This window comes from Streptomyces sp. NPDC002838, from assembly GCF_040295365.1.
GTDB lineage: Bacteria > Actinomycetota > Actinomycetes > Streptomycetales > Streptomycetaceae > Streptomyces.
The window spans coordinates 396,464-420,711 of sequence record NZ_JBEOVF010000002.1 but is presented as its reverse complement, the minus strand read 5'-3'; the positions used below and the strand labels follow the sequence as shown (position 1 = coordinate 420,711).

25 protein-coding genes and 1 pseudogene are annotated in these 24,248 nt (G+C 71.7%); 13 read left to right on the top strand and 13 right to left on the bottom strand.

Features of this window, described 5'->3' with window-relative positions:
• Positions 1-30: 30 nt before the first annotated feature.
• From ABT063_RS04595 to ABT063_RS04580, 4 genes are all read right to left on the bottom strand, one after another.
• Positions 31-990, bottom strand: coding sequence for an SDR family NAD(P)-dependent oxidoreductase (locus ABT063_RS04595; protein WP_351055650.1), 960 nt, complete (start codon positions 988-990; stop codon positions 31-33).
• A 294-nt stretch (positions 991-1,284) separates the two neighbouring features.
• Complete coding sequence (locus tag ABT063_RS04590; protein ID WP_351055649.1) at positions 1,285-2,427, bottom strand: FUSC family protein; 1,143 nt, start codon at positions 2,425-2,427, stop codon at positions 1,285-1,287.
• 68 nt (positions 2,428-2,495) lie between these two features.
• Positions 2,496-3,152 carry an HAD family hydrolase gene (locus tag ABT063_RS04585; protein WP_351055647.1) on the bottom strand — a complete coding sequence of 219 codons (657 nt, stop codon included), beginning with the start codon at positions 3,150-3,152 and terminating at the stop codon, positions 2,496-2,498.
• Between the two features lie 62 nt (positions 3,153-3,214).
• Positions 3,215-4,252, bottom strand: a complete 1,038-nt coding sequence (locus ABT063_RS04580; protein WP_351055645.1) for a PHP domain-containing protein — start codon at positions 4,250-4,252, stop codon at positions 3,215-3,217.
• Between the two features lie 126 nt (positions 4,253-4,378).
• On the opposite strand from ABT063_RS04580, the gene ABT063_RS04575 reads away from it, so the two are divergent.
• The 3 genes from ABT063_RS04575 (at position 4,379) to ABT063_RS04565 (ending at position 6,034) form a co-directional block, all read left to right on the top strand.
• The gene (locus tag ABT063_RS04575; protein ID WP_351055644.1) at positions 4,379-5,188 is read left to right on the top strand and encodes an SDR family oxidoreductase; all 810 of its coding nucleotides are present in this window, start codon (positions 4,379-4,381) and stop codon (positions 5,186-5,188) included.
• A gap of 64 nt (positions 5,189-5,252) precedes the next feature.
• On the top strand, positions 5,253-5,489 hold the full coding sequence (locus ABT063_RS04570) for a hypothetical protein (RefSeq protein ID WP_351055643.1): 237 nt from the start codon (positions 5,253-5,255) through the stop codon (positions 5,487-5,489).
• A gap of 59 nt (positions 5,490-5,548) precedes the next feature.
• Positions 5,549-6,034 (top strand): pyridoxamine 5'-phosphate oxidase family protein, encoded by a 486-nt coding sequence (locus ABT063_RS04565; RefSeq protein ID WP_351055642.1) that lies wholly within the window; start codon positions 5,549-5,551, stop codon positions 6,032-6,034.
• On the opposite strand, the gene ABT063_RS04560 is transcribed toward ABT063_RS04565, so the two are convergent.
• Positions 5,964-6,545 (bottom strand): VanZ family protein, encoded by a 582-nt coding sequence (locus tag ABT063_RS04560; RefSeq protein ID WP_351055641.1) that lies wholly within the window; start codon positions 6,543-6,545, stop codon positions 5,964-5,966. The genes ABT063_RS04565 and ABT063_RS04560 overlap by 71 nt on opposite strands.
• Before the next feature lie 61 nt (positions 6,546-6,606).
• Here ABT063_RS04560 and ABT063_RS04555 point away from each other — a divergent pair, with 61 nt between their 5' ends.
• Positions 6,607-6,969 carry a hypothetical protein gene (locus ABT063_RS04555; protein WP_351055639.1) on the top strand — a complete coding sequence of 121 codons (363 nt, stop codon included), beginning with the start codon at positions 6,607-6,609 and terminating at the stop codon, positions 6,967-6,969.
• On the opposite strand, the gene ABT063_RS04550 is transcribed toward ABT063_RS04555, so the two are convergent.
• Complete coding sequence (locus tag ABT063_RS04550) at positions 6,970-7,632, bottom strand: DUF4230 domain-containing protein (protein ID WP_351055638.1); 663 nt, start codon at positions 7,630-7,632, stop codon at positions 6,970-6,972.
• A gap of 144 nt (positions 7,633-7,776) precedes the next feature.
• Between ABT063_RS04550 and ABT063_RS04545 the strand changes: the two genes are divergently transcribed.
• Positions 7,777-8,967: a cytochrome P450 gene (locus ABT063_RS04545; RefSeq protein ID WP_351055636.1), complete on the top strand. Its 1,191-nt coding sequence runs from the start codon at positions 7,777-7,779 to the stop codon at positions 8,965-8,967.
• A 19-nt stretch (positions 8,968-8,986) separates the two neighbouring features.
• On the opposite strand, the gene otr(A) is transcribed toward ABT063_RS04545, so the two are convergent.
• Complete coding sequence (gene otr(A), locus ABT063_RS04540; protein ID WP_351055635.1) at positions 8,987-10,849, bottom strand: tetracycline resistance ribosomal protection protein Otr(A); 1,863 nt, start codon at positions 10,847-10,849, stop codon at positions 8,987-8,989.
• 199 nt (positions 10,850-11,048) lie between these two features.
• On the opposite strand from otr(A), the gene ABT063_RS04535 reads away from it, so the two are divergent.
• A complete protein-coding gene (locus ABT063_RS04535) occupies positions 11,049-12,002 on the top strand; it encodes a ribose-phosphate diphosphokinase (protein WP_351055634.1) in 954 nt (317 codons plus the stop codon).
• Between the two features lie 27 nt (positions 12,003-12,029).
• Here the strand turns inward: ABT063_RS04535 and ABT063_RS04530 are convergent, their stop codons facing one another.
• Positions 12,030-12,428 (bottom strand): anti-sigma factor antagonist, encoded by a 399-nt coding sequence (locus tag ABT063_RS04530; protein ID WP_351055632.1) that lies wholly within the window; start codon positions 12,426-12,428, stop codon positions 12,030-12,032.
• A 112-nt stretch (positions 12,429-12,540) separates the two neighbouring features.
• A complete protein-coding gene (locus tag ABT063_RS04525) occupies positions 12,541-12,978 on the bottom strand; it encodes a MarR family winged helix-turn-helix transcriptional regulator (RefSeq protein ID WP_351055631.1) in 438 nt (145 codons plus the stop codon).
• A 103-nt stretch (positions 12,979-13,081) separates the two neighbouring features.
• On the opposite strand from ABT063_RS04525, the gene ABT063_RS04520 reads away from it, so the two are divergent.
• On the top strand, positions 13,082-14,536 hold the full coding sequence (locus tag ABT063_RS04520; RefSeq protein ID WP_351055630.1) for an aldehyde dehydrogenase family protein: 1,455 nt from the start codon (positions 13,082-13,084) through the stop codon (positions 14,534-14,536).
• A gap of 38 nt (positions 14,537-14,574) precedes the next feature.
• Positions 14,575-15,681 (top strand): NAD(P)-dependent alcohol dehydrogenase, encoded by a 1,107-nt coding sequence (locus tag ABT063_RS04515; protein ID WP_351055629.1) that lies wholly within the window; start codon positions 14,575-14,577, stop codon positions 15,679-15,681.
• 334 nt (positions 15,682-16,015) lie between these two features.
• Here ABT063_RS04515 and ABT063_RS04510 read toward each other — a convergent pair whose 3' ends face one another.
• Positions 16,016-16,579, bottom strand: a complete 564-nt coding sequence (locus tag ABT063_RS04510; protein ID WP_351055628.1) for a TetR/AcrR family transcriptional regulator — start codon at positions 16,577-16,579, stop codon at positions 16,016-16,018.
• Entirely contained in the window at positions 16,576-16,938 is a 363-nt protein-coding gene (locus ABT063_RS04505; protein WP_351055626.1) for a DUF1304 domain-containing protein, read from the bottom strand. The genes ABT063_RS04510 and ABT063_RS04505 overlap by 4 nt, the downstream gene beginning before the upstream one ends.
• A 315-nt stretch (positions 16,939-17,253) precedes the next feature.
• Here ABT063_RS04505 and ABT063_RS04500 point away from each other — a divergent pair, with 315 nt between their 5' ends.
• The 5 genes from ABT063_RS04500 to ABT063_RS04480 are packed head-to-tail and all read left to right on the top strand — an operon-like array spanning position 17,254 to position 21,592.
• The gene (locus tag ABT063_RS04500; protein ID WP_351055625.1) at positions 17,254-18,975 is read left to right on the top strand and encodes an ATP-binding protein; all 1,722 of its coding nucleotides are present in this window, start codon (positions 17,254-17,256) and stop codon (positions 18,973-18,975) included.
• The gene (locus ABT063_RS04495) at positions 18,972-19,391 is read left to right on the top strand and encodes a roadblock/LC7 domain-containing protein (protein ID WP_351055624.1); all 420 of its coding nucleotides are present in this window, start codon (positions 18,972-18,974) and stop codon (positions 19,389-19,391) included. Before ABT063_RS04500 ends, ABT063_RS04495 begins: the two co-directional genes overlap by 4 nt.
• Positions 19,388-19,759, top strand: coding sequence for a DUF742 domain-containing protein (locus ABT063_RS04490; protein WP_351055623.1), 372 nt, complete (start codon positions 19,388-19,390; stop codon positions 19,757-19,759). The genes ABT063_RS04495 and ABT063_RS04490 overlap by 4 nt, the downstream gene beginning before the upstream one ends.
• Positions 19,740-20,345 (top strand): GTP-binding protein, encoded by a 606-nt coding sequence (locus ABT063_RS04485; RefSeq protein WP_351055622.1) that lies wholly within the window; start codon positions 19,740-19,742, stop codon positions 20,343-20,345. The genes ABT063_RS04490 and ABT063_RS04485 overlap by 20 nt, the downstream gene beginning before the upstream one ends.
• On the top strand, positions 20,342-21,592 hold the full coding sequence (locus ABT063_RS04480) for a cytochrome P450 (protein WP_351055620.1): 1,251 nt from the start codon (positions 20,342-20,344) through the stop codon (positions 21,590-21,592). The genes ABT063_RS04485 and ABT063_RS04480 overlap by 4 nt, the downstream gene beginning before the upstream one ends.
• Positions 21,593-21,643: 51 nt before the next feature.
• Here the strand turns inward: ABT063_RS04480 and ABT063_RS04475 are convergent, their stop codons facing one another.
• Both ABT063_RS04475 and ABT063_RS04470 read right to left on the bottom strand, forming a co-directional pair.
• Entirely contained in the window at positions 21,644-22,675 is a 1,032-nt protein-coding gene (locus ABT063_RS04475; RefSeq protein ID WP_351055619.1) for a 7-epi-alpha-eudesmol synthase, read from the bottom strand.
• A gap of 180 nt (positions 22,676-22,855) precedes the next feature.
• A pseudogene (locus tag ABT063_RS04470) lies at positions 22,856-24,151 on the bottom strand (amidohydrolase); the annotation flags it as partial.
• Positions 24,152-24,248: the final 97 nt, after the last annotated feature.

Sequence of the window (24,248 nt, the reverse complement as noted above, 5' to 3'; positions counted from 1 at the left end):
AACGTGGCCCGTCGGGGCACTAGCTGCCCCCTAGGCGAAGGCGTTCACGCCCGTCCGCTCCGCCGACAGTTCCCACAACCGGGCCGCCTGCTCTGGGTCGATGGCGTAGTCCTTGACCCCCTCGCGTTCGCCGTCGGCCGGAGCGGGCTCGGCGATGTCGCAGTCCTCCAGGTACACGCCGCCCAGGCCGGCCAGCTGCGGTGACGTCGCCGCCCAGACCTGGGTGGCCGCGCCCTGCTCCGGTGTCTTCATGCCCTCGACGTCCAACGGGTTGCCGTCCTCGTCGATCCAGCCGTTCGCCACCATCTCCTCCTTCGGCAGATGCCGCTGGAGGGGCGTGAGGATGCCGCCGGGGTGGAGTGAGAAGGCGCGTACACTCCGGTCCCGGGCGAGCCGGTCGAGGTGCACGGCGAACAGGACGTTCGCCGTCTTCGCCTGCCCGTACGCCTCCCACTTGCCGTAACCGCGGCGCCAGTCGATGTCGTCCCAGCGGATGCCGGAGAAGTGGTGGCCGCGCGAGGACACGGAGACCACGCGGGCGCCGCCGGGCTCGATCGCCGGCCACAGGCGGTTGACGAGGGCGAAGTGCCCGAGGTGGTTCGTCGCGAACTGCGCCTCCCAGCCGGGTCCGACGCGCGTCTCGGGGCAGGCCATGACCCCGGCGTTGTCGATGACGAAGTCGAGCGTGCGGCCCGAGGCGAGGAACCGCTCGGTGAAGGCGCGCACGCTGTCCAGGTCACCGAGATCAAGCTCGTCCACCTCGACGCCGTCGAGGCTGTCCAGCGCCTCCCGCGCGGCGGCGGGACGGCGGGCGGGGACGACGACCCGGACGCCGGCCTTGGTGAGCGCGCGGGTGGTCTCCAGGCCGAGGCCCGAGTAGCCGCCGGTGACGATCGCGAGCCGTCCGGTCAGGTCGAGGCCCGCCAGGACGTCGTCGGCGGTGCTCCGGGCGTCGAAGCCCGAGCCGATCTTGTGCTGTGCGATGCTCATGCCCGGAAACGCTACGTTTTGGAGCGCTCTCGAAGGCAAGCCGCCGGGCGGCCCTGTCCGGTGGGCATGAGAAAGCCCCGACCGGACGGGGGAATCACGGTCGGGGCGGTCTGTGCGTGGGTGCGGATGGCGGTCGCCTCTCGGCGAAAGGCTCCACAGGGCTTCAGCCGAACGATCGTCCCTGTGGGCAAAAGGTGAGGCCCGGGGACACTGTCCCATCCGCACCCACGGTTTGTTCAACTGGCAACCACCCCTGGATGTTCCGCACTTCGTCGCCCGGCGCGGTGATGTGTGTCACCGCCGCCAGGCCCTCGGAACGGCCTCGCTCCAGAGGTTCTCCGCCTGCAGCAGCAGGGTCCCCAGGACGGCCGTCCGGTCGGGCCCCTGTGCGGCGTGGTCCCGCAGCCCCTCCTGCAGCCGCCCGTGCAGCTCGCGCATCGCCTCCTCGGCCCGCCCGTCCGGCCGCGTGCCGTCGCCGCCGTCCAGCAGACGGCGGCTCTCCGCGTGGCACGCGTCCCCGATCCACTCCAGCAGCTGTGCGTACGATCGCAGCGCTGAGCCTTCGGGCGGTGCCGGCGTCCGGTTCTCGTCGGCCGCCACCGCCAGGGTCCGGGTCAGCGCCCTGATGTGTCCGGTGATACCACTCCACCGCTCGTCCTCCTTCTCGGACGGGACGGCCGACGGGGCCCGGCGGACGGCACGCAGCGGGCCGGCCGTCAGCCGCAGACTCTCCCGGCTCCACCCGCGCGCCGACCGCAGCGCCTCCAGACGCCGCTCCAGCCGCGCCGAGCCACTCGACCAGCCGGCGGCGGACTGCGCGTCCCACTCGGGCTCCCGCAGGTCGCCGGCGACGCTGTGCAGCACGTCCCCCGCCTCCCGGGCGAGGGCCGCGAGGTTCTCCCGTACGTCCCGCAGATGGATCGGCGGCAGGACCAGTGCGTTGACGGCGACCCCGATGACCGCGCCCAGCGCCGCCTGCGAGACCCGGTGCCCGACCGCCGACGCCGAGACGGTGCCCGAGGCGAGGGTGAACACGGCGGTGGTCGCTCCGTAGATGCCCTGGTCGCCGAAGCGCGGCCAGTTCGCGAGCAGCATCAGCACCGGTACCGACAGGGCCAGCGCGCCCAGTGTGTCACCGGTCAGCGCCTGCGCCGCCGACGCCAGCAGTGTCCCCGCGCAGATCGCGGCGAACTGCTGCGCGGCCTGCCGCAGCGAGCCGTAGACGGTGGCCTGCACCAGCACCACCGCCACCCAGGGCGCCATCAGGGCGAGCGGGTCGCCCAGCCAGTCGCTCGCCACCAACCAGGCCAGCAGAGCGGCCGCCGCGGCCTTGAGCGACTGCACGACCAGATCGCGCTCCCGGCCGGGACCTCGCAGGGCCGCCCGGGCGGCCCTGCCGACGTATTGTGCTTCCCTCCGTACGGCATTCGTCGTCATCGGCAGCGGGTATCCGCACCGCCCACCACCTCACGCGGGGCAGCCACCCGCCACCAGGGCTCCGTACCTCACGCCAAGGGGCTCTCCGCCAGCGACGCCAGCAGGTGCGCGGGGTCGTCGTAGATCGCCTCCGCTCCCGCTTCCTCCAGGTCGGTGCGCGGGATGCCGCCGCACAGCACGGCCACGCAGCACACCCCGGCCCGGCTGCCCGCGCGCATGTCCCAGACGGTGTCGCCGACGAACACCGCACGCTCGGATGGCACTCCGGCCAGTTCCAGGGCGTGTTCGACGGGCTCGGGCGCGGGCTTGCCCTCGTCGACGTCGTCCGCGCTCGCCGTGGCGGTGATCGCGTCGTCCGCGTCGATCGCCCGGCGCAGCGCGGACAGCTCGGCGCCGCCCGCCGAGGTGGCGAGCACCACCGTCCAGCCGTCGCGGTCGAGGCGCCGCAGCAGCCGCCCGGCGTCCTCCAGGGCGGGCAGCCGGTCGAAGTACTGCCCGTAGAGCGTCTTGTGCGCGGCGCTCAGCTCGGTGTCCCGGTCCTTGTCCCGGTCGTCGCCCAGGAGGTGGGCGACGAGATCGGTGGCGCCCAGGCCCACGGCCCGGTGGATGGCGTGCATCGGCACCTGGTGGCCCGCCTGCCGGAAGGCCTCCCACCAGGTGGCCACATGGAGGTGGTTGGTGTCGACGAGGGTCCCGTCGACGTCGAACACGGCGGCCCGTCCCATGCGCCCGTCCCTTCCTCTCGCACCGCCCGAGCACCACCTCGGGCATCACGTCGAGTACCACCTCAGCCGCTCGCCACCCGCTCCGGAACGCGTCCCTCCCGGGTCCAGGCCAGCAGCTCCTCCAAGGCCCAGGTGGTGACCACGCGCTCCGCGGGCACCCCGCACTCCTCCGCCCGGGCACACCCGTGGATCTGCCAGTCCAGCTGGCCGGGCGCGTGCGCGTCGGTGTCGATCGAGAACAGCACGCCCGCCTCCACAGCGCGCCGCAGCAGCCGCCGGGGCGGATCGAGCCGCTCGGGCCGGCTGTTGATCTCCACGGCCGTGCCGGACTCGGCGCACGCGGCGAACACCTCGTCCGCGTCGAACTCCGACTCGGGCCGCCCCCGCCCGCTGACCAGCCGCCCGGTGCAGTGCCCCAGCACGTCCGCGTGCGGATCGCGGACGGCGGCCACCATGCGCCGGGTCATCGAGCGGGCGTCCATGCGCAGCTTGGAGTGCACGGACACCACCACGACGTCCAACCGGTCCAGCAGCTCCGGCTCCTGGTCGAGCGAGCCGTCCTCGAGGATGTCGCACTCGATGCCGGTCAACAGCCGAAACGGCGCCCACGTCTCGTTCAGTTCCGCGACGATGTCCAGCTGTCTGCGCAGCCGGTCGGGCGACAGGCCGCGTGCCACGGTCAGCCGGGGCGAGTGGTCGGTGAGCGCCGCCCACTCGTGGCCGAGCTCCGCCGCCGTGCGGCCCATCTCCTCGATCGGGCTGCCGCCGTCCGACCAGTCCGAGTGCACATGGCAGTCCCCGCGCAGCAGGGCCCGCAGCCGCTCGCCGCCCCCGGCCGGCGCAGCGTCGGCCTCGCCCTCCAGCTTCTCCAGATAGCCGGGCACCCGGCCGTCCAGCACCTCCCGCACCACCTGCGCCGTCTTCGGGCCGACGCCCCGGAGGGACTCCAGCGTCCCGGCGTACGCCCGCTCGCGCACCTCGTCCTCGGGCAGTGCGGTCAGCACCCGGGCCGCCGTACGGAAGGCGCGCACGCGGTACGTCGGCGCGCGGGACCGCTCCAGCAGGAAGGCGATCCGGTCCAGGGCCTCGACGGGATCCATCGCCACCTCCACCTCCAGAGTTCCCCAGGGGCACGGGCGCCGCACGGCGGGCGGCCGGTTTGTCGGGTACGCGTCCGGGTACTGCGATGCGTCATCACCTCGCCCGCGTCCACGAGGAGGCCTGACATGTCCGCCCCCACCGCCCCACGCAGCAAGGTGGCCGTGATCACCGGTGCCGACTCCGGCATCGGCAGGGCCACCGCCGTCCGGCTGGCCCGGGCGGGGATGGACATCGGCATCACCTGGCACAGCGACCTCAAGGGCGCCGAGGAGACCGCCGAGGAGGTCCGCGCCCACGGGCAGCGGGCCGCCGTGGCCCAGATGGACCTCACCCGGCTGCCCGTCGCCGCCGGCACCGTCGACGAGCTGTGCGACCGGCTCGGCCGACTCGACGTCCTGGTCAACAACGCCGGTACGGGCACCATGACGCCCTTCCTCGACCTGGAACTGGACGACGTCCGCGAGGTCATCGAGGTCGACCTCGTCGGCCCCTTCCTGTGCGGACAGAAGGCGGCCCGGCACATGATCCGGCAGGGCGACGGCGGCCGGATCATCAACGTGACGTCCGTCCACGAACACCAGCCCCGGGTCGGGGCCGCGCCGTACTGCGCGGCCAAGGGCGGGCTCGGTCTGCTCACCCAGGTCATGGCCCTGGAGCTCGCCGAGCACGGAATCACGGTCAACGCGGTGGCGCCCGGCGAGATCGCCACGCCGATGACCGGCCAGGAGGACATCGACCCGCACACCGAGGACCGCCCCGGCGTCCCGCTCGGACGGCCCGGCGACGCCCGCGAGGTGGCGGCCGTGATCGCCTTCCTCGCCGGCCCCGACGCCACCTACGTCACCGGCGCGTCCTGGAGCGTGGACGGCGGCATGCTCCGGATGGGCCCGCAGGCCGGCTCGCACCTGGGCAGCGACGAGTGGCGGCGACCGTGAACCGGCGCGCTGGACGGGTGACGCACGCCTCTCCCTCCGGCAGGATGCGCTTTACGCTCTATCCATGACCGAAATCGCGAGCCCGCACATGACGTATCCGCGGATCCTGGTGCTCGGTGTACAGCCGGGCACGCCGCCCTTCCGGATCGTGGAGATCGACGGCCAGGTGGTCGGTGAGGCGAAGGCCGTCACCGACGTCCTGGAGGCCGCCGCCGCGTTCGGCATCACGGTCCATGACCTGGACGACCCGGACGTGGTCCGCTGGGTGGGCGGCGACAAGTTCACCTGGACCCGCCACTGACCGACCGCGTCGGCCGACCGCCGGTGGGCAGGGAGCGCCCGCGATGGCAGCATGAGCCGGTGACCTCAACTCCATTTGACGTGGACGCCTTTCTGCGGCGACCGCTCACCGCGCGCCTGGCCACGAACGGTCCGACGGTGCGCCCCGTCTGGTTCCTGTGGGAGGACGGGACGTTCTGGGTTCTGACGGGACCGTGGACCCGACTGTTCGCGCGCGTGCGAAACGACCCCGACATCGCGCTCGTCGTCGACGAATGCGACCTGGCGACGGGCCGGGTGCGGCAGGTCATCGCGCGCGGCAGCGCCCGGCTCGTGCCCTTCGACGTCGAGCGCGGGAGGCGCAAACTCGTCCGCTACCTGGGCGCGGACGAGAGCCGATGGGACACGCGCTTCGTCCATTACCTGTACGACGATCCCGCTGAGCGAGGCACCACGTGGCTGTGTCTGACGCCCTCCTCGCTCACGGCCACCGACCTCAGCTATGCACCGCCCGGCTCAGCCGCCGCCCCAGCAGCAGATAGCCCACCAGGGCCCCGGTCGTGTTGAGGATGACGTCGTCGATGTCGAAGGCCCGACCGGTGACCAGCGCACCCTGCGCGAACTCGACCAGGAGCATCACGAACGCGGTCAGCAGGAGCACGCGCAGGATCCCGCGCGTGCGCGGGGCGACGACCGGCACCAGGATGCCGAACGGGACGCCCAGCAGCAGGTTTCCGCCGATCTGCTTGACGGCGTCCCGCAGCGCGGGCTGGTCCAGATAGGCCCGCAACGAGCGTCCCGGACGCATGTTGGTGTGCGTCAGCGCCTCCGAGGCGGGGGAGGGCTGCAGTGTCAACCGGGCCAGCACGACGGCGAACGCCACCATGACCGCGAAGGCGCACAGCATCGCCAGCAGCCGGAGCAGGAAAGGAAGTGGGCGTCGTCCGGTCGTCCTGCCCGGCTTGGCGGGCTTGTCGGTCTTGGGCTTGTCGGTCTTGGGCTTGCCGGGCTTGGGCTTGTCGGATTTGGTGGTGCGCAGGCGTGACGAGACACGCGGACGTGCGGCTGCACGGGCCATGCGGTCCTCCAGTCTTCAACTTCCCTGCGTAGTAAGGCGATTACCCGAGAACCGCCCGAGAATGCGGCCACGCCGCCCCCGGCCCGTAGATATCGGCCGGGGGCTCGACGCGCACGGCGGGCACGACGCGCTCGTCCTCGCCGCCTTCGTGTCGCGCGCCGTGAAGGAAGCCGGGGCCGGCGGGGTCGTGGTCGCCCCCGTGCACTGGACCCCGGTCGGCATCCTGCCGGGCCTGGCCTTGACCGCGCCGGCCGTGGGCCTCGCGGCCGTGGCCGTCACCGGCCCGAGGCTGCTCGCCGCGCCGGAGCGGGCGCTGCCGCTCCGGCGTCTGCGGTCCGGCCACGTCGGGGACTACGTGGCCTGGGCGCTGGTCGGCGCCACCCTGCTCGGCGCCCTCGCCCTGCCGGGTGTGCTCGGCGCCTGATCAGCCGGCGTAGCTGACCTTCACCTCCTTGAAGCCGAGGGAACGCAGCAGACCTTGGAGCATGTTCGTGGTGTTGGTCTCGGCGCGCTCGGTCAGCTCGCTCTGCTTCGCCGCGTCGCTGATGTGCCGGACGGCGAGCTTCTGCACGGCCTGCTCGCCGTTGGGGTTGTCCGAGAAGAGGTCACCGAGGCGGTCGAGGAGACCGCGCTGCTTGGAGACGGCGTAGGAGCGGTCGGTGTCGAGGGCCGGCTTGCCCAGTGCGGCGTGCGGCAGCCGGAGGGTGGCGGACGTGCGGTCGTCGTTGACCGTCACGTCCTTCTCGCCGACCTTGCCGAGGTCGACGAAGGCGTCGACGGTGCCCGCCCCGACGTACAGGGTGCGGGAGCCGCGGATCGCGTCGGGCAGGAACTTGGCGTCCTTCTCCAGGTCCACGACGACCTGGAAGTTGCCGGAGGCGGCGTCGTAACGGCTGATGTCCTGGATGGACTCGAGCAGTGCGGGACCGGAACGGTCGTGCGTCTCCGTACCGAACAGGTCCTTGAGGCCGGGCAGCACGCTCAGCCGGATGCCGGCGAAGAACACGACGAGCACCAGTACGACGGCGCTCACCGCCTTCGCCCAGCCGGGCATGCGCTTGGACATGCCCCTGATGGGAGTCGTCATGGCGACGGCCCTCCTTCCTACTGATGCGAATGCCCTCCAAAGGCCTTGCCAGACCGTCCCGTTGGCCGATTGATGCCGCTGACGGAGGCAGGGAGGGCGCACTAGCGTGGAGAACTCTCCGTACCGGCGCTTCTGGAGACCCGGATGAGCGCAGACAGCACCTCCCGGCCCCTTTGCCCCATGCACCACGTGACCTTCCCCGAGCCCGGACCGCCCCGGCTCGGCACCCTCGCCACCGGCACCCCGGTCTGGCTCGTGACCCGGTACGCCGAGGCACGGCAGGTACTGATGGACCCCCGGTTCGACCGGAGCTCCCTGAAAGCCGAGGACGCCCCGCCGCTGCTCGTCGTACCGAATCTGCTGGACGCCCCGGACGGCCTCCTCAACCAGGACGGCCCCGCGCATCAGCGGCTGCGGGGCACGGTGCAGCGGGCGTTCACGCCCCGGGCGGTCGCCCGCTGGCGGCCCTGGGTGGCGTCGGTGGTGGAGACCCTTCTCGACGAGTTCGCGCAACGGCCCCCACCCGCGGACATCGTCGAGGGGTTCACCCGTCCGCTGCCGGTCTCCGTCATCTCCCGTCTGATGGGGCTCGACCACGCGGACTGGGAACGCATCCGGAACTGGGCCGACCACGCCCTGTCCGGCGGCGCGCACACCGCCGAGGAAGTCGGCCTGGCCATGCGGGACTTCGCGGTCTTCGCCGCCGACCTGGTCGCCGAGCGACGCAAGGACCCGGGCGAGGACCTGGTGAGCGGGCTGGTGGCGGCGGGTGACGACCTCGGTGTCGACGAACGGCAGCTGGTGATACTGACCTTGGGCCTGGTCGTGGCCGGACACGAGACCACCATGACCGCCCTCGGCAACATCGTCGTCCACCTCCTCACCGACGGGCGGGCGGCCTGGCCGGGGCTCGCCGAGGACGAGGAGGCGGCGGCGACCGCGGTCGAGCAGCTGCTGCGGACGGTCCCGCTGAGCGAGGGCAGGGTGCTGCCCGGCCTGATCCGCCGGGCCGTCGAGGACGTCGAGATCGGCGGCGTGACCATCCCGGCGGGCGGAGTGGTCGCGGTCCAGATCAACTCCGCCAACCGCGATCCCGACGTCTTCCCGCCGGGCCCGCCCGACCTGTTCGCGCCGCCGGCCGCGCCCAGCGTGGTGTTCGGCGCCGGTCCCCACCACTGCCTGGGCGCCTGGCTCGCCCGTCTGGAACTGGGCCTCGCCCTGCACCGCCTCGCCGTCCGATTTGCAGGACTGAGCGCCGAGTTCACCCCCGAGACCATCGAATGGCGGGAGGGGCGGATGACCCGCAGTCCGCGACGGCTGCCGGTGTCCTGGTGAGGGGGCTTTTCGAAGCCCGCTAGTGCGGCTTGAGTTCACGGTCACCGGACGGCCGCGACCACCACACCCCCTCCCCGTGCGTCAGCCCGGGCAGCCGCAACTCGATCTCGCGCACCCGCCGGGCCGGCAGCTCGCCCGTGATCAGCCATGCCGTCGCGCCGCCCGTGGTGCCGGTGAACTCGGCGCCGACGGTGGCCAGTTGCGTCGTCACCGGGGCCAGCGCGTCGAGCGGTACCTCCGCCTCGAAGGCGTGGTACGGCTCGTACAGCCGGGTGCCCGCCTCCTCCAGGGCGCGGCTCAGCACGATCGGCGTGAGCCCGCGGAAGTCGGCGGCGGTGCTGATCGGCGCGCAGAAACCCGACCGGATCAGCGTGACCCGGTAGTCCGTGACGGGCGCCCCGCACAGCCCGGTCGTCAGCGTCGCGTGGACCGTCTCCTCGATGGCCTGGTGGAAGGCCCGGGGGAGCGCGCCCAGTTCCGTCTCGTACGTGAACACCCCGCCGGAGCCGCGCGGTCCCGCCTCCACTCGCAGCCCGATCGTCGCCCAGTAGCGGGTGCGGTCGTGCCACGGCATCTCGTCGCAGGCCTCACCCGTCCCGGTCGGCCGCTCCAGGAAGCGGACGCGGCCCGGCTCGAAGTCGGCCTTGATCCCGAAGTCCTGGGAGAGCGTGGCCGCCAGCACCTCCATCTGGACCTCGCCGTACAACAGCAGCGCGGTTGCGCCGGAGGCCGCGGGGCGGGCGTGGATCAGCGGGTCCTGGTCGGCGAGGGTGAGGAGGGCGGAGCGCAGCGCTGCGGCCTGCTCGGGGTGCCGGGCGCGGACCAGGGTCTCCAGCGTCGGTGGCGCGAACTGCGGGGCGCGGTCCGTGAGAGCACCGAGGCGGTCGCCCACCCGGATGCCGGGCACGCCGGTGAGGGCCGCGATGTTCCCGGCGGTGAGCGGTTCGGGCCGGCCGACGACCTCCACACGCGTGACCCGGCCGGTGACCTCGGTGGTCCGGCCGTCGGCCTCGCGCCGCAGGAACGTCAGGCGCTGACGCGGGGTCACCTCACCGCCGTACAGGCGCAGATACGCCGTTCGCTCACCGCCGGTTTGCGGCCGTACGGCGAACACCGTGCCGCGCGGGGCGGAGCCCGTCGCCGTGGGTGCCGGCGGGATCAGCCGGACCACGCCCCCGACCAGTTCGGCGACGCCCTGGCCGCCGAGGGCGGAGCCGAAGAAGAGGGGGTGGAAGGAACCGTCGGCGGTGCGCGCGGCGAGGGCCGTGCGCAGGTCGTCCGCGGTGGGCTCGGGACCGTCCACCACCGCCGCGAGGACGCCCGGGTCGACCTCGGCGAGGGCCTCGGCCAGCCGTCGGTCGTCCGGCCGGAGCGGGGTCACACGGGCCCGGTCGGTGCCGATGCCCGTCACAGCGGTGAGCGGCGCGACGTGCGGGGTCAGCCTGCGCCGGATGTCGGCGAGCAGAGCCTCGGACCGGGCGCCCGCCCGGTCGATCTTGTTGACGAAGACGAGCGTGGGCAGCCGCAGCCGCCGCAGCGTCCTCATCAGCACCCGCGTCTGCGCCTGCACGCCCTCCACGGCGGACAGCAGCAGCACCGCACCGTCCAGGACCTCCAGGGCGCGCTCGACCTCGGCGATGAAGTCGGAGTGCCCCGGGGTGTCGATCAGGTTGATCTGGGTGTCGCCGACCGTGAACGCGGCGACGGCCGAGCGGATGGTGATACCGCGCTGCCGCTCGATCGCCCCGTCGTCGGTGCGGGTGTCACCGGTGTCGACGCTGCCGAGCCGGTCGATCGCTCCGTGGTCGAACAGCAGCCGCTCGGTGAGGCTGGTCTTACCGGCGTCGACGTGGGCCAGAATTCCGATGTTCAGGGTGTGCATGCGGGGTCGTGTCCTCGAAAGCCGTCGTCCAGTGGGGGTACCGGGGGATTCCGAGGGGTCGGCGCATGCGAGGGATCCTGACGTGAGAGAACACGGACGCGGTCATCATGGCCCGCCCCCGAGGGCGGTCCGCAACCGGTTTTCGAGTGGCCCGTAGCATGAGCCCCGGCAGCCGGAATGATCATGCGAGGAGCGGATAGTGCGAGATATCGCCGTGTTCAGCGGGAGCGCCCACCCCGAGCTGGCCCAGGAGGTCTGTGCGCATTTGGGCGTGCCGCTCAGTCCCACCCGGGTCAGCCGGTTCGCCAACGACTGCCTGGAGGTGCAGCTCCAGGAAAACTGCCGGGAACGGGACGTCTTCCTCATCCAGCCGCTGGTCAAGCCGGTCCAGGAGCACCTGGTGGAGCTGCTGCTGATGTGCGACGCGGCGCGCGGGGCGTCCGCGAGCCGGATCACCGTGGTCATGCCGCACTACTCGTACGCCCGATCCGACAAGAAGGACGCACCCCGCATCTCCCTCGGTGGCCGGCTGGTCGCCGACCTGATGGTGGCGGCCGGCGCGAGCCGCGTGCTGGCCATGACGCTGCACTCGCCCCAGGTCCACGGCTTCTTCTCGGTCCCGGTCGACCACCTGCACGCGCTGCGCGAACTCGCCGCGCACTTCCGGCAGTACGACCTGACCCGCACCACCGTCGTCTCGCCGGACCTCGGCAACGCCAAGGAGGCCGCCGCGTTCGCACGGATGCTCGGCGCCCAGGTGGCCGCCGGCGCCAAACAGCGGTTCGCGGACGACCGGGTCAGCATCAACTCCGTCATCGGCGAGGTCGCCGGACGGGACGTCATCGTGCTGGACGACGAGATCGCCAAGGGCAGCACTGTCCTGGAACTCCTGGACCGCCTACGGGAGTTGGGGCCGCGGTCGATCCGGGTCGCCTGCACCCACGGCCTGTTCGCGGACCGCGCGCTGAAGCGGATCGGCGAGCAGCCCGACGTACTGGAGATCGTGTGCACCAACACCGTGCCGGTGGCCGAGGAAGAGCGCACGGACAAGCTGCGGATCCTCACCGTCGCCCCCGCGCTCGCCGAGGCCGTACGGCGTATTCACAACGGTGAGTCCGTCAGCGCCCTGTTCGACGCGCCGCGAACCGAATAGACAGGCACGGCACCACGCGCACGACGGTCACAGCGAACCGGACGTGGCCTCGGGCCGGCCCAGGGCCGCGTCCAGCGTCGGCATCGGGGGCAGCAGCCGGGACAGTCCGGTGACGCGCAGGACCCGCAGGGTGAGCGGATGGGTGCAGACCAGGAGCAGCCGGCCGCCGTTGTCGAGCACCCGGGCGCGGGCGCGGTGAAGCAGGCGTAATCCGGAGCAGTCGAAGAACTCCACGCCGCTGAGGTCGATCACCAGGCGGACGTCGGGACGCCCGGTCACCCGGTCCAGGTACGGGATGATCTCCACGGCCGCGGCGATGTCGATCTCCCCGCGGAACTCCAGCACCGTGTGGCCCCGGTCCTGGTGGACGCGCAGATGCCGGGTCAGCGGTGCGGGTTCCTGCTGCACGACGACATCCCCTCCCATGCGTCACCTGCGTCACCGGGCCCGAACCCGTTCCCCGCCCTGCAAGTTACCCTCGGTGGAGTGAATTTGAGCATGTTCGATTGACATATGTCTTCGAATTGCGAAGGCCACCTTACGACAGGGCCTGCCAGGCCTTGGTGAGCGCCTGGCGGAACTGCTGGGCCTGATGCGCCGAGAGGTCCCGCAGCATCCGCTCCTCCAGCTCACGTACGGGCCCCTCGTGCTCCGCGAGCAGCTCGCGGCCCGCGTCGGTCAGCAGGATCAGCAGCTCGCGGCGGTTGCGGGGGTTGCGCTCCCTGCGCACCAGCCCGCGGCTCTCCAGGGACCGTACGAGATCGGCGATCGACTGGGCGGTGACGAACGAGTCACGGGCCAGTTGTGCGGCCGACAGTCCGTCGTGCCGCTCCAGGACGGTGAGCGCGGTGTACTGCAGGGCGGTGATCCCGGACGGCTTGACCAGCTCATCCAGGTGGGAGCGCACGACGAGCTCCACCTGTTTCACCATGTAAAGGAGCGACGGCGGCGCCTTGGTTGCCTGAGTGTCGAGCATGAGTTCACACTAGAGCATTGACAGGAAACCTGTCTGTAAAGAGACTGCGAACCAACAGGAAACCTGTTCGTTGAAATCTTGGCAATGACGCTGGGGAGTGGTGATGACCACCTTCGAGATCGAACCCGGAAAGCTTTTCATCGGGGGACAGTGGCGCGAGGCCGCGGACGGAGCGCGCACCGAGGTGGTCGACCCGTCCCGGGGTGCGGTCGTCACCACCGTCGCGGCGGCGGGCGCCGCCGACGTCGACGCGGCCGTACGCGCCGCCCGCGAGGCATACGACGGCGGCGCATGGTCCGGGCTGAGCGGCCGCGAGCGCGGCCGGATCCTGCACCGCGTCGCCGAACTGATCCGCGAGAACGCCGACGAGATCGCACAGCTCGAGAGCCTCGACGTGGGCAAGCCGATCACGCTGTGTCACGCCGTCGACGTGACGAACGCGGCCAACGACTACGAGCACTTCGCCGCCCTCGCCCACTCCCTGCACGGTGCGAACCGCGACACGCCCATGAACGCCGTCGCCTACACCCGGCACGAGCCGCTCGGCGTGGTCGCCGCGATCACGCCGTTCAACTTCCCGCTGATCCTGGCCGGCTCCAAGATCGCACCAGCCCTGGCGGCCGGCAACACCATCGTGCACAAGCCGGCCGATGAGACCCCGCTCAGCGCCCTCTTCATGGCCAAGCTGCTGCAGGAGGCAGGCGTCCCGGACGGCGTGGTCAACGTCGTCACCGGCACGGGCCCGGTGGCCGGCGACGCGCTCCTGAGGCACCCCGGCGTCGACAAGGTCGCCTTCACCGGCTCCACCGCCGTCGGCCGGCACGCCGCCAGTGTGGCCGGCGAGGCGCTCAAGCCCGTCACCGTGGAGCTCGGCGGCAACGCGGCCCACGTCGTCTTCGAGGACGCCGACCTGGAGAAGGCGGTCGGTGCGGTCATCAAGGGCTTCGTCTTCAACACCGGCCAGTTCTGCATGGGCGGCCCGCGGCTGCTGGTGGCGCGCTCGGTGTACAGCACCATGCTCGGCATCCTCGCGGACGCCGTCCCCGGCGTGCCGGTCGGCGACCCCCGTCAGCCCGAGACGGTCGTCGGACCGATGGCGGGGGAGAAGCACCTGAAGAAGGTCGAGGAGTACGTCGACCTGGCCCGCAAGGAGGGCGGCCGGATCGTCTGCGGCGGCGAACGGCTCGACCTCGACGGAGGCTACTACTACAAGCCCACTGTGATCGCCGACCTGCCGAACGACTCCCGGGTCGTCCAGGAAGAGGTCTTCGGCCCGGTCCTCACCGTGCAGCCCTTCGACTCCGAGGACGAGGCCGTCGCACTCGCCAACTCCACGCCGTACGGCCTGGCTTCGGGCATTCAGACGACCAACCTCGCCCGCGCCCACCGCGTCGCCGACCGGCTCCAGGCGGGCATCGTCTGGATCAACGACTGGGCGATGCTCGACCCGGCCGTGCCCTTCGGCGGGGTCAAGGACTCCGGCTTCGGCCGCGAGTACGGGCCCGAGGCGTTCGCCGCCTACACCAAGGTCAAGTCCGTCGTCGCCTCGCTCGGCTGAGCGCGCCGGAGGCTCACCACCAACAAGGAGTTCCCGCGATGTCCCTCACCACCCGCGCCGCCGTCGTCGAGTCCGGCGGAGCGCCCTTCACCCTCAGCGATGTCGTCCTCGACGAGCCCGGACCGCACGAGGCGATCGTCCGTATGGTGGCGACCGGCCTGTGTCACACCGACCTCGGCGTCGCAGGCGGCGGACTGCCCTTCCCCCTCCCCGGAGTCCTGGGCCACGAGGGCGCCGGCGTCGTCGAGGCCGTCGGATCGGCCGTCACCGGTGTCGCGCCCGGCGACCATGTCGTGCTGTCCTTCACTTCCTGCGGCGACTGCCGCAACTGCCGGGGCGGCCACCCGGCGTACTGCGCCACCTGGCTGCCGCTGAACCTCATCGGCGGCCGCCGGGCCGACGGCACCAGCACCATCAGCCGCGACGGAGAGCCGCTCGGCGGCCACTTCTTCGGCCAGTCCTCGTTCGCCGAGCGGGCCCTGGCGGACGAGCGCAGCCTCGTCAAGGTCGACGCCGACGTGCCGCTGGCGTCGATCGCCCCGCTGGGCTGCGGCGTCCAGACCGGCGTCGGCGCCGTCTGGAACGTACTGAAGCCGGTCACCGGCAGCACCGTGGTGGTCCTGGGCGCCGGAGCCGTCGGCCTGTCGGCGGTCATGGCCGCCGCTCTCACCCCCGCCACCACGATCGTCGCCGTCGACCGCGTCGGCGAACGCCTGTCGCTGGCACGCGAGTTGGGCGCCACGCACACCGTCAACGCGGGCGAGTCCGACCTCGGGGAGGCCCTCGCGGAGATCACCGGCGGCCAGGGCGCGGACGGCATCGTGGAGACCACGGGCAGCGTCGCCGTCCTGCGCCAGGGTGTCGACGCGCTGGCCGCCCGCGGCACCCTGGTCGTCGTCGGCGCCCCGCCGTTCGGCACCGAGGTCGCCCTGGACGTCAACGGGCTGCTCGGCGGCAAGCAGGTCGTCGGTCTCACCCTCGGCGACGCCGAGACGCAGACCTTCATCCCCGCCCTGGTCAAGCTGGTGAAGGAGGGACGGCTCCCGCTGCACCGCCTGATCAGCACCTATCCGTTCGCGGACATCGACCAGGCGGTGCGGGACATGGGCGCGGGCAAGGCGATCAAGCCCGTGCTCACGTTCTGAGCCCACGGCACCCCGGCCCCCGGGCCTCGGCCCGGGGGCCCCGCCTCAGAAACCGCCCTGCCGGTAATCGCTGTCCGAAGAGGCGGTCGTGGCGGTGACGTTGTACCGGTCGCCGCCCGCGTCACGGTGGCCCTGGTCGTGGTTGTACTGGAACGTGAGCCGTGCTCACCCGGTCGGGTGCCACGGGGCGGGCGCCGGAGTGCGACGGAGCGGTCCATGCGGGCGGCAGCGGCGCGGGATGGGGCGAGAGCGACGGCGGCTCGACCCCGGCAGACACCCTACGGTGTGGACGCCTGGCCCCGGGCCTGGGAGCCGGTGGCCTGTATGTGACCCGTCACCGGCTCGCGTGCAGGGCGACCAGCAACTGCCAGACCTGATCGGCGATTTCCTCCGGGCCGGCATCGAGCAGTCCGTGCAGCCAGTCGGCCAGCACTCCCGCGAAGGTGGCAGCGACCGCCGAAGCCACCAGCGGGGCGTCCGCCGCGCCGGCGAGTTCGCGCTCCCGCAGGCTGTGGGCGCGCAGATCCCGGTGCAGCACGCGGCCGAGAGGGCCACCACCGCCCGGGGCCAACAGGGCCCGGTACAGCGCGGCATGCGGGGCGAGTGAGGCGAAGAACTCCGCCAGCGCGGGCGGCGCGTGCACCGGGTCGGGCCGTCCACGCCAGGCGTGCAGAGCCTCCACCGCCTCCCGGACGACGTCCGCGCAGGCGTCGACGGCCAGGGCCTCCAGTCCGTCGTAGTGGACGTAGAACGTGGCCCGGCCGACGCCGGCGCGGCGCACCAGCGCGGCCACGCCGACCTCGGACAGGGGGCGCTCGGCGCACTCGTCGAGGAGGGCCCGACGCAGCCGCGCCCGGGTGCGCGCGGCCCGCGGGTCCTCGGGCCGTTCCCGGTTCATCCGGCGAGCAGGACGGCACCCAGGGCGAGTGCGCCGGGCAGGGCCTGCGCGAACAGGATGCGGGGGTTCGCGGTGGCGGCACCGTAGAGGCCCGCGACCACCACGCAGCACAGGAAGAACACCTGAACCCGGAAGCCGGTCGGATCGGCGGCGATCAGCCCCCAGACCAGCCCCGCCGCGAGGAAACCGTTGTAGAGCCCTTGGTTGGCGGCCATGGGCGCGGTCGCCCGCGCCATCTCCGGCTCGAACCCGTGCAGCGCCCTGCCGGGCTTCTTCTGCCACAGGAACATCTCCGTCACCAGGATGTAGGCGTGCAGGACGGCAACGAGGCCGACCAGCACGGAGGCCAGGATCTCCATGTGCTTCCTCTGCTTCTTGGACGGATGTCCACTATAGCTGGGCAGCTGTCCAGAAGTTGCCGACGCGGAAGACGCTTGCGGAGCAACACCGCAGGTCCGTAAGGGCACTTGTCGATGTGTTGGTTTCTGATGGACAGTGACGGAACCCTCACGTCCGCCTTGCCGCAGGTTGATCCTTTCTGCTTCAAACCCGATAAGCTCCCGTTCGGCACTGCGAGTTGACGCGTGAGCGATTGCTCGTCCCGCGGTGCGTACTCATGAGTGCGGTCCCCTTGCACACCCCCCTTGTTCGATCGTGTTGTTCGAAGGATGCAGATGGAACTCGCCACTCCGCCCCCGGCGGCGCGGGCCCCTGTCGCCTGGTACAGCTGGTGGTTGATGCCGCTGGCCTTAGGAGGCGGGACGGTTGCCGCCACGTTCATGAGCTCCGAGCGAATAACCACGGCCGTCGCGGGCGCCGCCGCGACGGCGGCCAGTGCCGTGTGCGTACGTCTCCTCGTGCGCACCCGCGGCCAATTACGGCGGGCGGAGAGCTCCTTCCGTACCTCGCAGGCCGAGCACTCCCAGCAGTGGCAGCAGCACGTGGCCGGCCTGGAGCGGAAGTACCAGGCCGAACGCGCCGCGCAGGAGGCGCAGTTCGCCGACGCCGCGGGTGCCTACGAGGTGCAACTCGCCGAGCGGTCCCGGACCTTCGAGGAACGGATCGCCGAGCAGACCCAGGCGTACGAGGACCGGCTGGCCGACCAGGCCAAGTCCTACGAGGCCCAGCTCACCGACCAGGCCGAGGTCTGGCAGGAGCAGCTGGCGCACCAGCGGGACGCCGTCGCCCGCCTCGCCGGCGAGCAACTGCCGGACGCACTCAAGCGCCTGCGGGAGGGTGAGGCCATCGACGACCTCCTGCCCACCACCAACCAGTGCGCGAAGGTCAGCGCCGACCTCCAGGCCGAACTCCGCAAGATCCTCAGGACCGCCCTGATCGGCGTCGAGGAGGAGTTCAACCGGTCGACCTCCGCCGAGCAGGCCGTCATCAGCATCGGCAACCGCATCCACGTGCTGACCAGCAAGCTCCGTGGTCGCCTGCACGAGATGCAGGGCGAACACGGCCGTCTGCCGGCCGTCGCCCGCGGTCTGATGGAGCTCGACCAGGAGATCGGCCCCGCCGACTGTCTCGCCGCCAGCATCGGCGTGCTGGGCGGCTCGGACCGACCCGGCCGGCAGTGGCAGGAGCCGCAGCGCCTGCTGAGCGTGGTGCGCGGCGGCGTCGGCCGGATCAAGGACTTCCACCGGGTCGAGGTGCGCCATCTGCCCGAACTCGGCGTCGACGGCGGGCTGGTGGACCACCTCACGCTGATCTTCGCCCACCTGCTCGACAACGCGGCCCGCTACTCGCCGCCCACGGAGCCGGTGGTCGTCTCCGGCAAGGAGGTCCCCAACGGCGTCGGCATCGAGATCCAGGACTCCGGCAAGGGCCTGAGCGAGGAGAAGAAGCGCGAGGCCGAGCACGCCCTCGCGGGCACCGGGACCGGACCGGGACTCGGCGGCATCTCCGAGGACGCCAGCATCGGCCTGCGGGTCGTCGGCGCCCTCGCCCGCCGCTACGGCATCCGGGTCACCTACGCGGACTCGCCCTGGCTCGGTACCTCCGTGGTCGTCGTCGTACCGCACAAGTACTTCAGCCAGTTGCCCGCGGCGGCTCCCGCGGCTCCCGCCCCGGTGGCCCGGGCCGCAGCGGCGGCCCCGGCCCGCGGACCGGCCGCCGTCGACACCGCGGCCGAGACCACCGACGCCGTGGACACCACGCCCGGCGGACTGCCCCGGCGCAGGAGCAAGCGGAGCGAGGAGGTGCGGCACCAGCCGGCCGAGCGCACCGAACGGATCGAGGAGACGGACGTCTCCGCCGTCCCGCCGGACACTTCCTTCACCGGCCTGGCCGCTTTCGCCACGGCCGGACGCGCGTCCACGGAGGCGGCAGACGGGACGGCCGACGACCGCGAGTCCGCAGAGCAGCGCAATGAAGAGAGCGACAAGTCCACATGACGCAACAGGGAACCGACGTGAGCTGGGCGCTGCGCGATCTGGTGGAGTCCATCCCGGAGATCCGCTTCGCCCTCGTGGCCTCCAGCGACGGCAAGGCCATCACCTCCTACGGTGCCGAAGACCCCGACGACGTGGACCGTTTCGCGGCCGTGGTGGCCGGACTGCAGGCGCTGGCCCAGCCGGTCGCCGAGCAGTTCTCGCGATACGGCGGACAGCTGGGCCAGTTGCGGCTGGCGATGATCGAGGTCGACGGCGGCCACCTCTTCGTCGTCCGCGCGGGTGTGGAGACGTATCTCGGTGTCCTCGCCAGGGAAGGCCTCGACCAGGGCCTGCTGGGACATCAGATGAGGGATCTGGCCCGCAGGATGGGCGAGCTGCTCGGCACCACTCCGCGCCTGGAGGAGCACTCTGGATGAGTGCTCCCCGCCGGCCCACCGACCCGTCCGGTCTCGAGCGCTACTACGTCCTGACCGGAGGACGTAGCGGACCGGGCGGTTCGGCGTCGAGCCTCGACGTGGCGACCCTCATCGTCTCCCGCGCCGCCCCCCTGCCGGGCATGCAGCACGAGCACGAGGAGATCCTCCGGCGCTGCCGCGATCCGCTGTCGGTGGCCGAACTCGGCGCCCACCTCGGATTGCCCTTCAACATTCTCGCGGTGCTGCTGGCGGATCTGCTCGAGGCAGGCCGCGTCGAAGCCCGTGACCCCATCCCGGCGGACCACGCCGGTCGCGGGCCCGACCTCGCGCTCCTTGAGGAGGTACTCAGTGGACTTGAAAGGCTTTGACCATCCAGGCGGCCCGGAGGCCGGGGGCACCCGCTCGGTGAAGGTGATGATCGCCGGCGGCTTCGGCACCGGGAAGACCACCATGGTCCGCTCGGTCAGCGACATCAAGCCGCTCACCACCGAGGAGACCCTCACCCAGGCCAGCGCCGACGTCGACCACCTCATCGGCGTCGCGGACAAGACGGAGACCACCGTCAGCCTGGACTTCGGGAAGATCGGCATCAACGAGCAGCTGGTGCTCTACCTGTTCGGCACGCCGGGCCAGGAGCGCTTCTGGTTCCTGTGGAACGGCCTGTTCAAGGGCGCGCTCGGCGCGGTCGTCCTGGTGGACACCCGCCGGCTCGCCTCCAGCTTCCGGGCGATCGAGGAGATGGAGCGGCAGAACGTCCCCTTCGTCATCGCCCTGAACGTCTTCCCGGACTCCACCGAGCACCCCATCGAAGAGATCCGGGACGCTCTGGACATCTCCCCGCACACCCCGATCGTGGCCTGCGACGCCCGCGACCGGGCCTCCAGCCGTGACGTACTCGTGGCCCTGATACGTCACTTGAAGGAACGCTCCGCCGTCGCACTGGAGTCCCGATGAGCGACCAGACCTTATACGGCCCCGACGCCCCACACGGCTGCCCGGTCGCGCACGGCTCGGCCGATACGACCCGGCTGTACGGGCCGGAGGCGGCGACCGACCCGCTCGGCATCTACGAGCGGCTGCGCAAGGAGCACGGCTCCGTCGCGCCGGTCCTGCTGGAGGGCGACATCCCGGCCTGGCTGGTGCTCGGCTACCGCGACAACCGGCGCGTCCTCGACAACCCACGCCAGTTCAGCCGCGACGCCCGGATCTGGCGGGACTGGCGGGACGGCCGCGTCGAGGAGACCTCGCCGCTGATCCCGATGATCGGCTGGCGTCCCGACTGCGTCTCCCAGGACGGCGAACCGCACCGCAGGCTGCGCGGCGCCGTCACCGACGGACTGCTGGCCGCGTCCGGTCGCGGCGTCCGGCGCCACGCCACGCATTTCGCGAACAAGCAGATCGACGTGTTCGCGGACACCGGGCAGGCCGACCTGGTGGCGGACTACGCCGAGTACCTGCCGATGCTCGTCCTCACCCGCATCCTCGGCCTGGCCGAGGCGGAGGGGCGCCGGCTGGTCGAGTCCTGCGCCCAGGTCCTCAAGGGCGGCGAGGACGCCATCGCGCACAACGACCGCATCATCGAGATCCTCGGCGAACTCGCCGAGCGCAAGCGGGCCGAACCCGGCTCCGACTTCACCACCGCCCTCCTGGAGCACCCCGCCGCGCTCGACGGGGACGAGGTCGTCAGCCATCTGCGTCTGGTGCTCATCGCCGCGCACACCACGACCAGCAACCTGCTGGCCCGGGTGCTGCAACTGGTGCTCACCGACACCTCCCGGCTGTCCGGACTGATCAGCGGTCAGCTGAACATCTCCGCGGTGGTGGAGGAGGTCATGTGGAACTCGCCGCCGCTGGCCGTACTGCCGGGGCGTTTCGCCGCCAGCGATCTGGAACTGGGCGGGCACCACATCCAGGAGGGCGACCTGCTCGTCCTCGGGCTGGCCCCGGGCAACCTCGATCCGCAGGTCCGGCCCGACCCGGGCGTCTCCGTCCAGGGGAACCAGTCGCACCTGGCCTTCAGCGCGGGCCCGCACGAGTGCCCCGGGCAGAGCATCGGGCAGTCCATCATCGAGATCGCCGTGGACGTCCTGCTGCACCGCCTGCCGGGTCTGCGCCTGGCCGTGCCACCGGAGGAGCTCACCTCGACCGCCTCCACCTGGGAGTCCCGGCTCGACAGCCTGCCGGTCGAATTCCCCGTGTAGGGCGTGCGGTCGTGCTGCCCGGTCGGTCACCGACCGGGCAGCGTCGTTCGCTCACACGGCCAGCAGGTCGTCCACCGATCCTCGCCCGGCCAGTTCGGCGTCGGCCGCCGGACCGTCCTTGGCCGCCGTGTAGCGGCCCGACACCAGCGCCCATTCGTAGTTGCCGTTGATCCAGTGCTGGATGGCCTCCACACCCATCCGCACCCGTGCCCGCTCGTCCTCGTCGAAGCCCAGCTCGTCGCACATTTGCGGGACGCGGGCCTCCAGTTCGACGTACTCGTCCAGGCGCGCGGTCGTCATGCGGACCGCCTCGTCGGCCGCCTCCTGCCACGAGCAGCCCCGCTCCCGGTGCAGCACGGCGATGAGGTTGTGACCGTCTCCCCGGCGCTTCTCGCGCTCGAAGGAGTGGATGTCGTTCATGAACCCGATGGTGTCGGCGGCCAGATCGCGCATCCGCTCCATCAGCGGATGCGCCATCGCCTGCGCCGGCACCTCGAAGCCGCGGCTGCGCTCGCCCGCGTCGATGCTGTGGTGGATGCCCACCGTACGGCGCCGGAACTCGGCGTACTCCTCCAGCCCGAGCGTCCCCGCGAGGCCGCGGGCGGCGAGGTCGACCTCCTCGCAGTGCGCCACGAGGAACCGCCCCCAGGAGGCGGCGAACCGCGTCCGCCAGGTCAGGGACATGCCATCCGAGAGGTGCCCCCAGACCTCCGCCCAGGCCAGGGTGATGGGGCAGACCACCCGGGGGCGGAAGCCCGCGGGCCGCAGGGGAGTGACGATGAGTTCCCGCGCGACCTCCGCTATGCGGTCCGCGCGGTCGGGCTGGTTGGCGTCGAACTGGTCGTCGAAGAGGAAGGCGAGCGAGAACCAGTTCATCAGGACGACCATGTCGCCCGCCGTGGCGTGGGGGTAGGTGCGGGCGGCGGCCTGGGGGAGATCCCAGGATTTGTATTCCTCGAAGCCGGCCACGCTGCGCACCAGGCCCATGTCCCAGATCCAGCGCAGATGGCGTGCTCGGGCGTACTCCAGGTGCTCGCTGACGGGGGTGTCGAAGGGGAGGTCGAACGTGACGTCCTGAGGCATGCGTTTCCTTTCGGGAGACGGAACGCAGAGTCCCCCCACCCCTGCGATCAGGCAGTCGAGTTGACCGCCTGCGCACTCGAACTGGCCTTCTGTGGCCGAAAGTTGAACCGAGAAGCGGTACGAGGCTGCCCAGGGCGTAAATGATCTATACCGTGACCTGACCGTGATCTCCGTTACTGCTCAGGTCAGTTGAGCTGCGTACACTGCCTCGCCCCCCACATAGGTCAGCGCCACCCGTGCCTCCGCGATCGCCTCCGGCGGCCCCTCGAACGGGTCGCGGTCCAGCGCCACGAGATCGGCCAGGGCGCCCACGCGCACTTGACCGGTGTCGTCGAGGTGGTTCACGTATGCCGAGCCCGCCGTGTAGGCGGTCAACGCCGCGGCGAGGCCGATGCGTTCGGCGGGCAGGAACACCGGCGCCTCGCCGCCGTCCGGTGCCACACGATGGACCGCGACATGGATACCGTGCAGCGGGTCCGGGCTGCTGACCGGCCAGTCGCTGCCCGCCGCGAGGGTGGCGCCGGAGCGCAGCGCGCCGAACGGGTACTGCCACGCGGCCCGTTCGGCCCCGAGGAAGGGGATCGTGAGCTCGTCCATCTGTGGTTCGTGCGCGGCCCACAGCGGCTGGATGTTCGCGGTGGCACCGAGCCGCGCGAAGCGCAAAACGTCGTCGGGGTGCACCACCTGAAGGTGCGCCAGATGCGGCCGGGTGTCGCTCGGCCCGTTCGCGGCCCGCGCGGCCTCGATCGCGTCCAGCGCGTCGCGTACGGCCCGGTCGCCCAGAGCGTGGAAGTGGCACTGGAATCCGAGCGCGTCCAACTCGGTTACGTACTTGGGTAGTTGGTCCGCGTCGATGAAGCTGGTGCCCCCGTTGGCCGTGGCGCAGCCGCACTTGTCCAGATACGGCTCCAGCAGCGCGGCCGTGCCGGTCTCGGCGACTCCGTCCAGCATCAGCTTGACGCTGCCCGCGCGGAACCGGCCGTGGCTCAACGCCGCCCGGCGCTCGACGAGTTCGGGGATCTGCTCGGCGCCGCGCTCGCGGTCCCACCACAGGGCGCCGACCACGCGCGCGGTGAGCGAGCCGTCGCGGGCGGCCGTGAGGTACGCCTCGGACGGGTCGTCCATACCGAGGAACTCCCCGACCAGGGCGTCCTGCCAGGCCGTGATGCCGAGCGCGTGCAGATGGCGCTGGGCGTGCAGCAGGGCCGCCAGCCGGTCGGCGGGTGTGGCCGGGGGAGTGAGCCGTCCGACGAGCCGCATCGCGCCTTCTTGCAGCGTCCCGCTCGGCTCACCGGAGGTGTCCCGCTCGATCCGCCCGTCGGCCGGGTCGGGCGTGTCCCGTGTGATGCCCGCGCGGGCGAGGGCGCGGTTGTTGACCCAGGCGCCGTGGTGGTCGCGGTTGGGCAGGTAGACCGGCCGATCGGGAACGGCCGCGTCCAGCAGCTCCTTCGTCGGCGTACCGCCCTCGAAGGCCTGGGCTTGTCGGACATGGCCAGCTCTCCGCTCGCACCGGGGGGCCTGGTCGGCCCCGGTGACCGCACATGAAACTCGCCGGGACTCAACAGGTCAACGG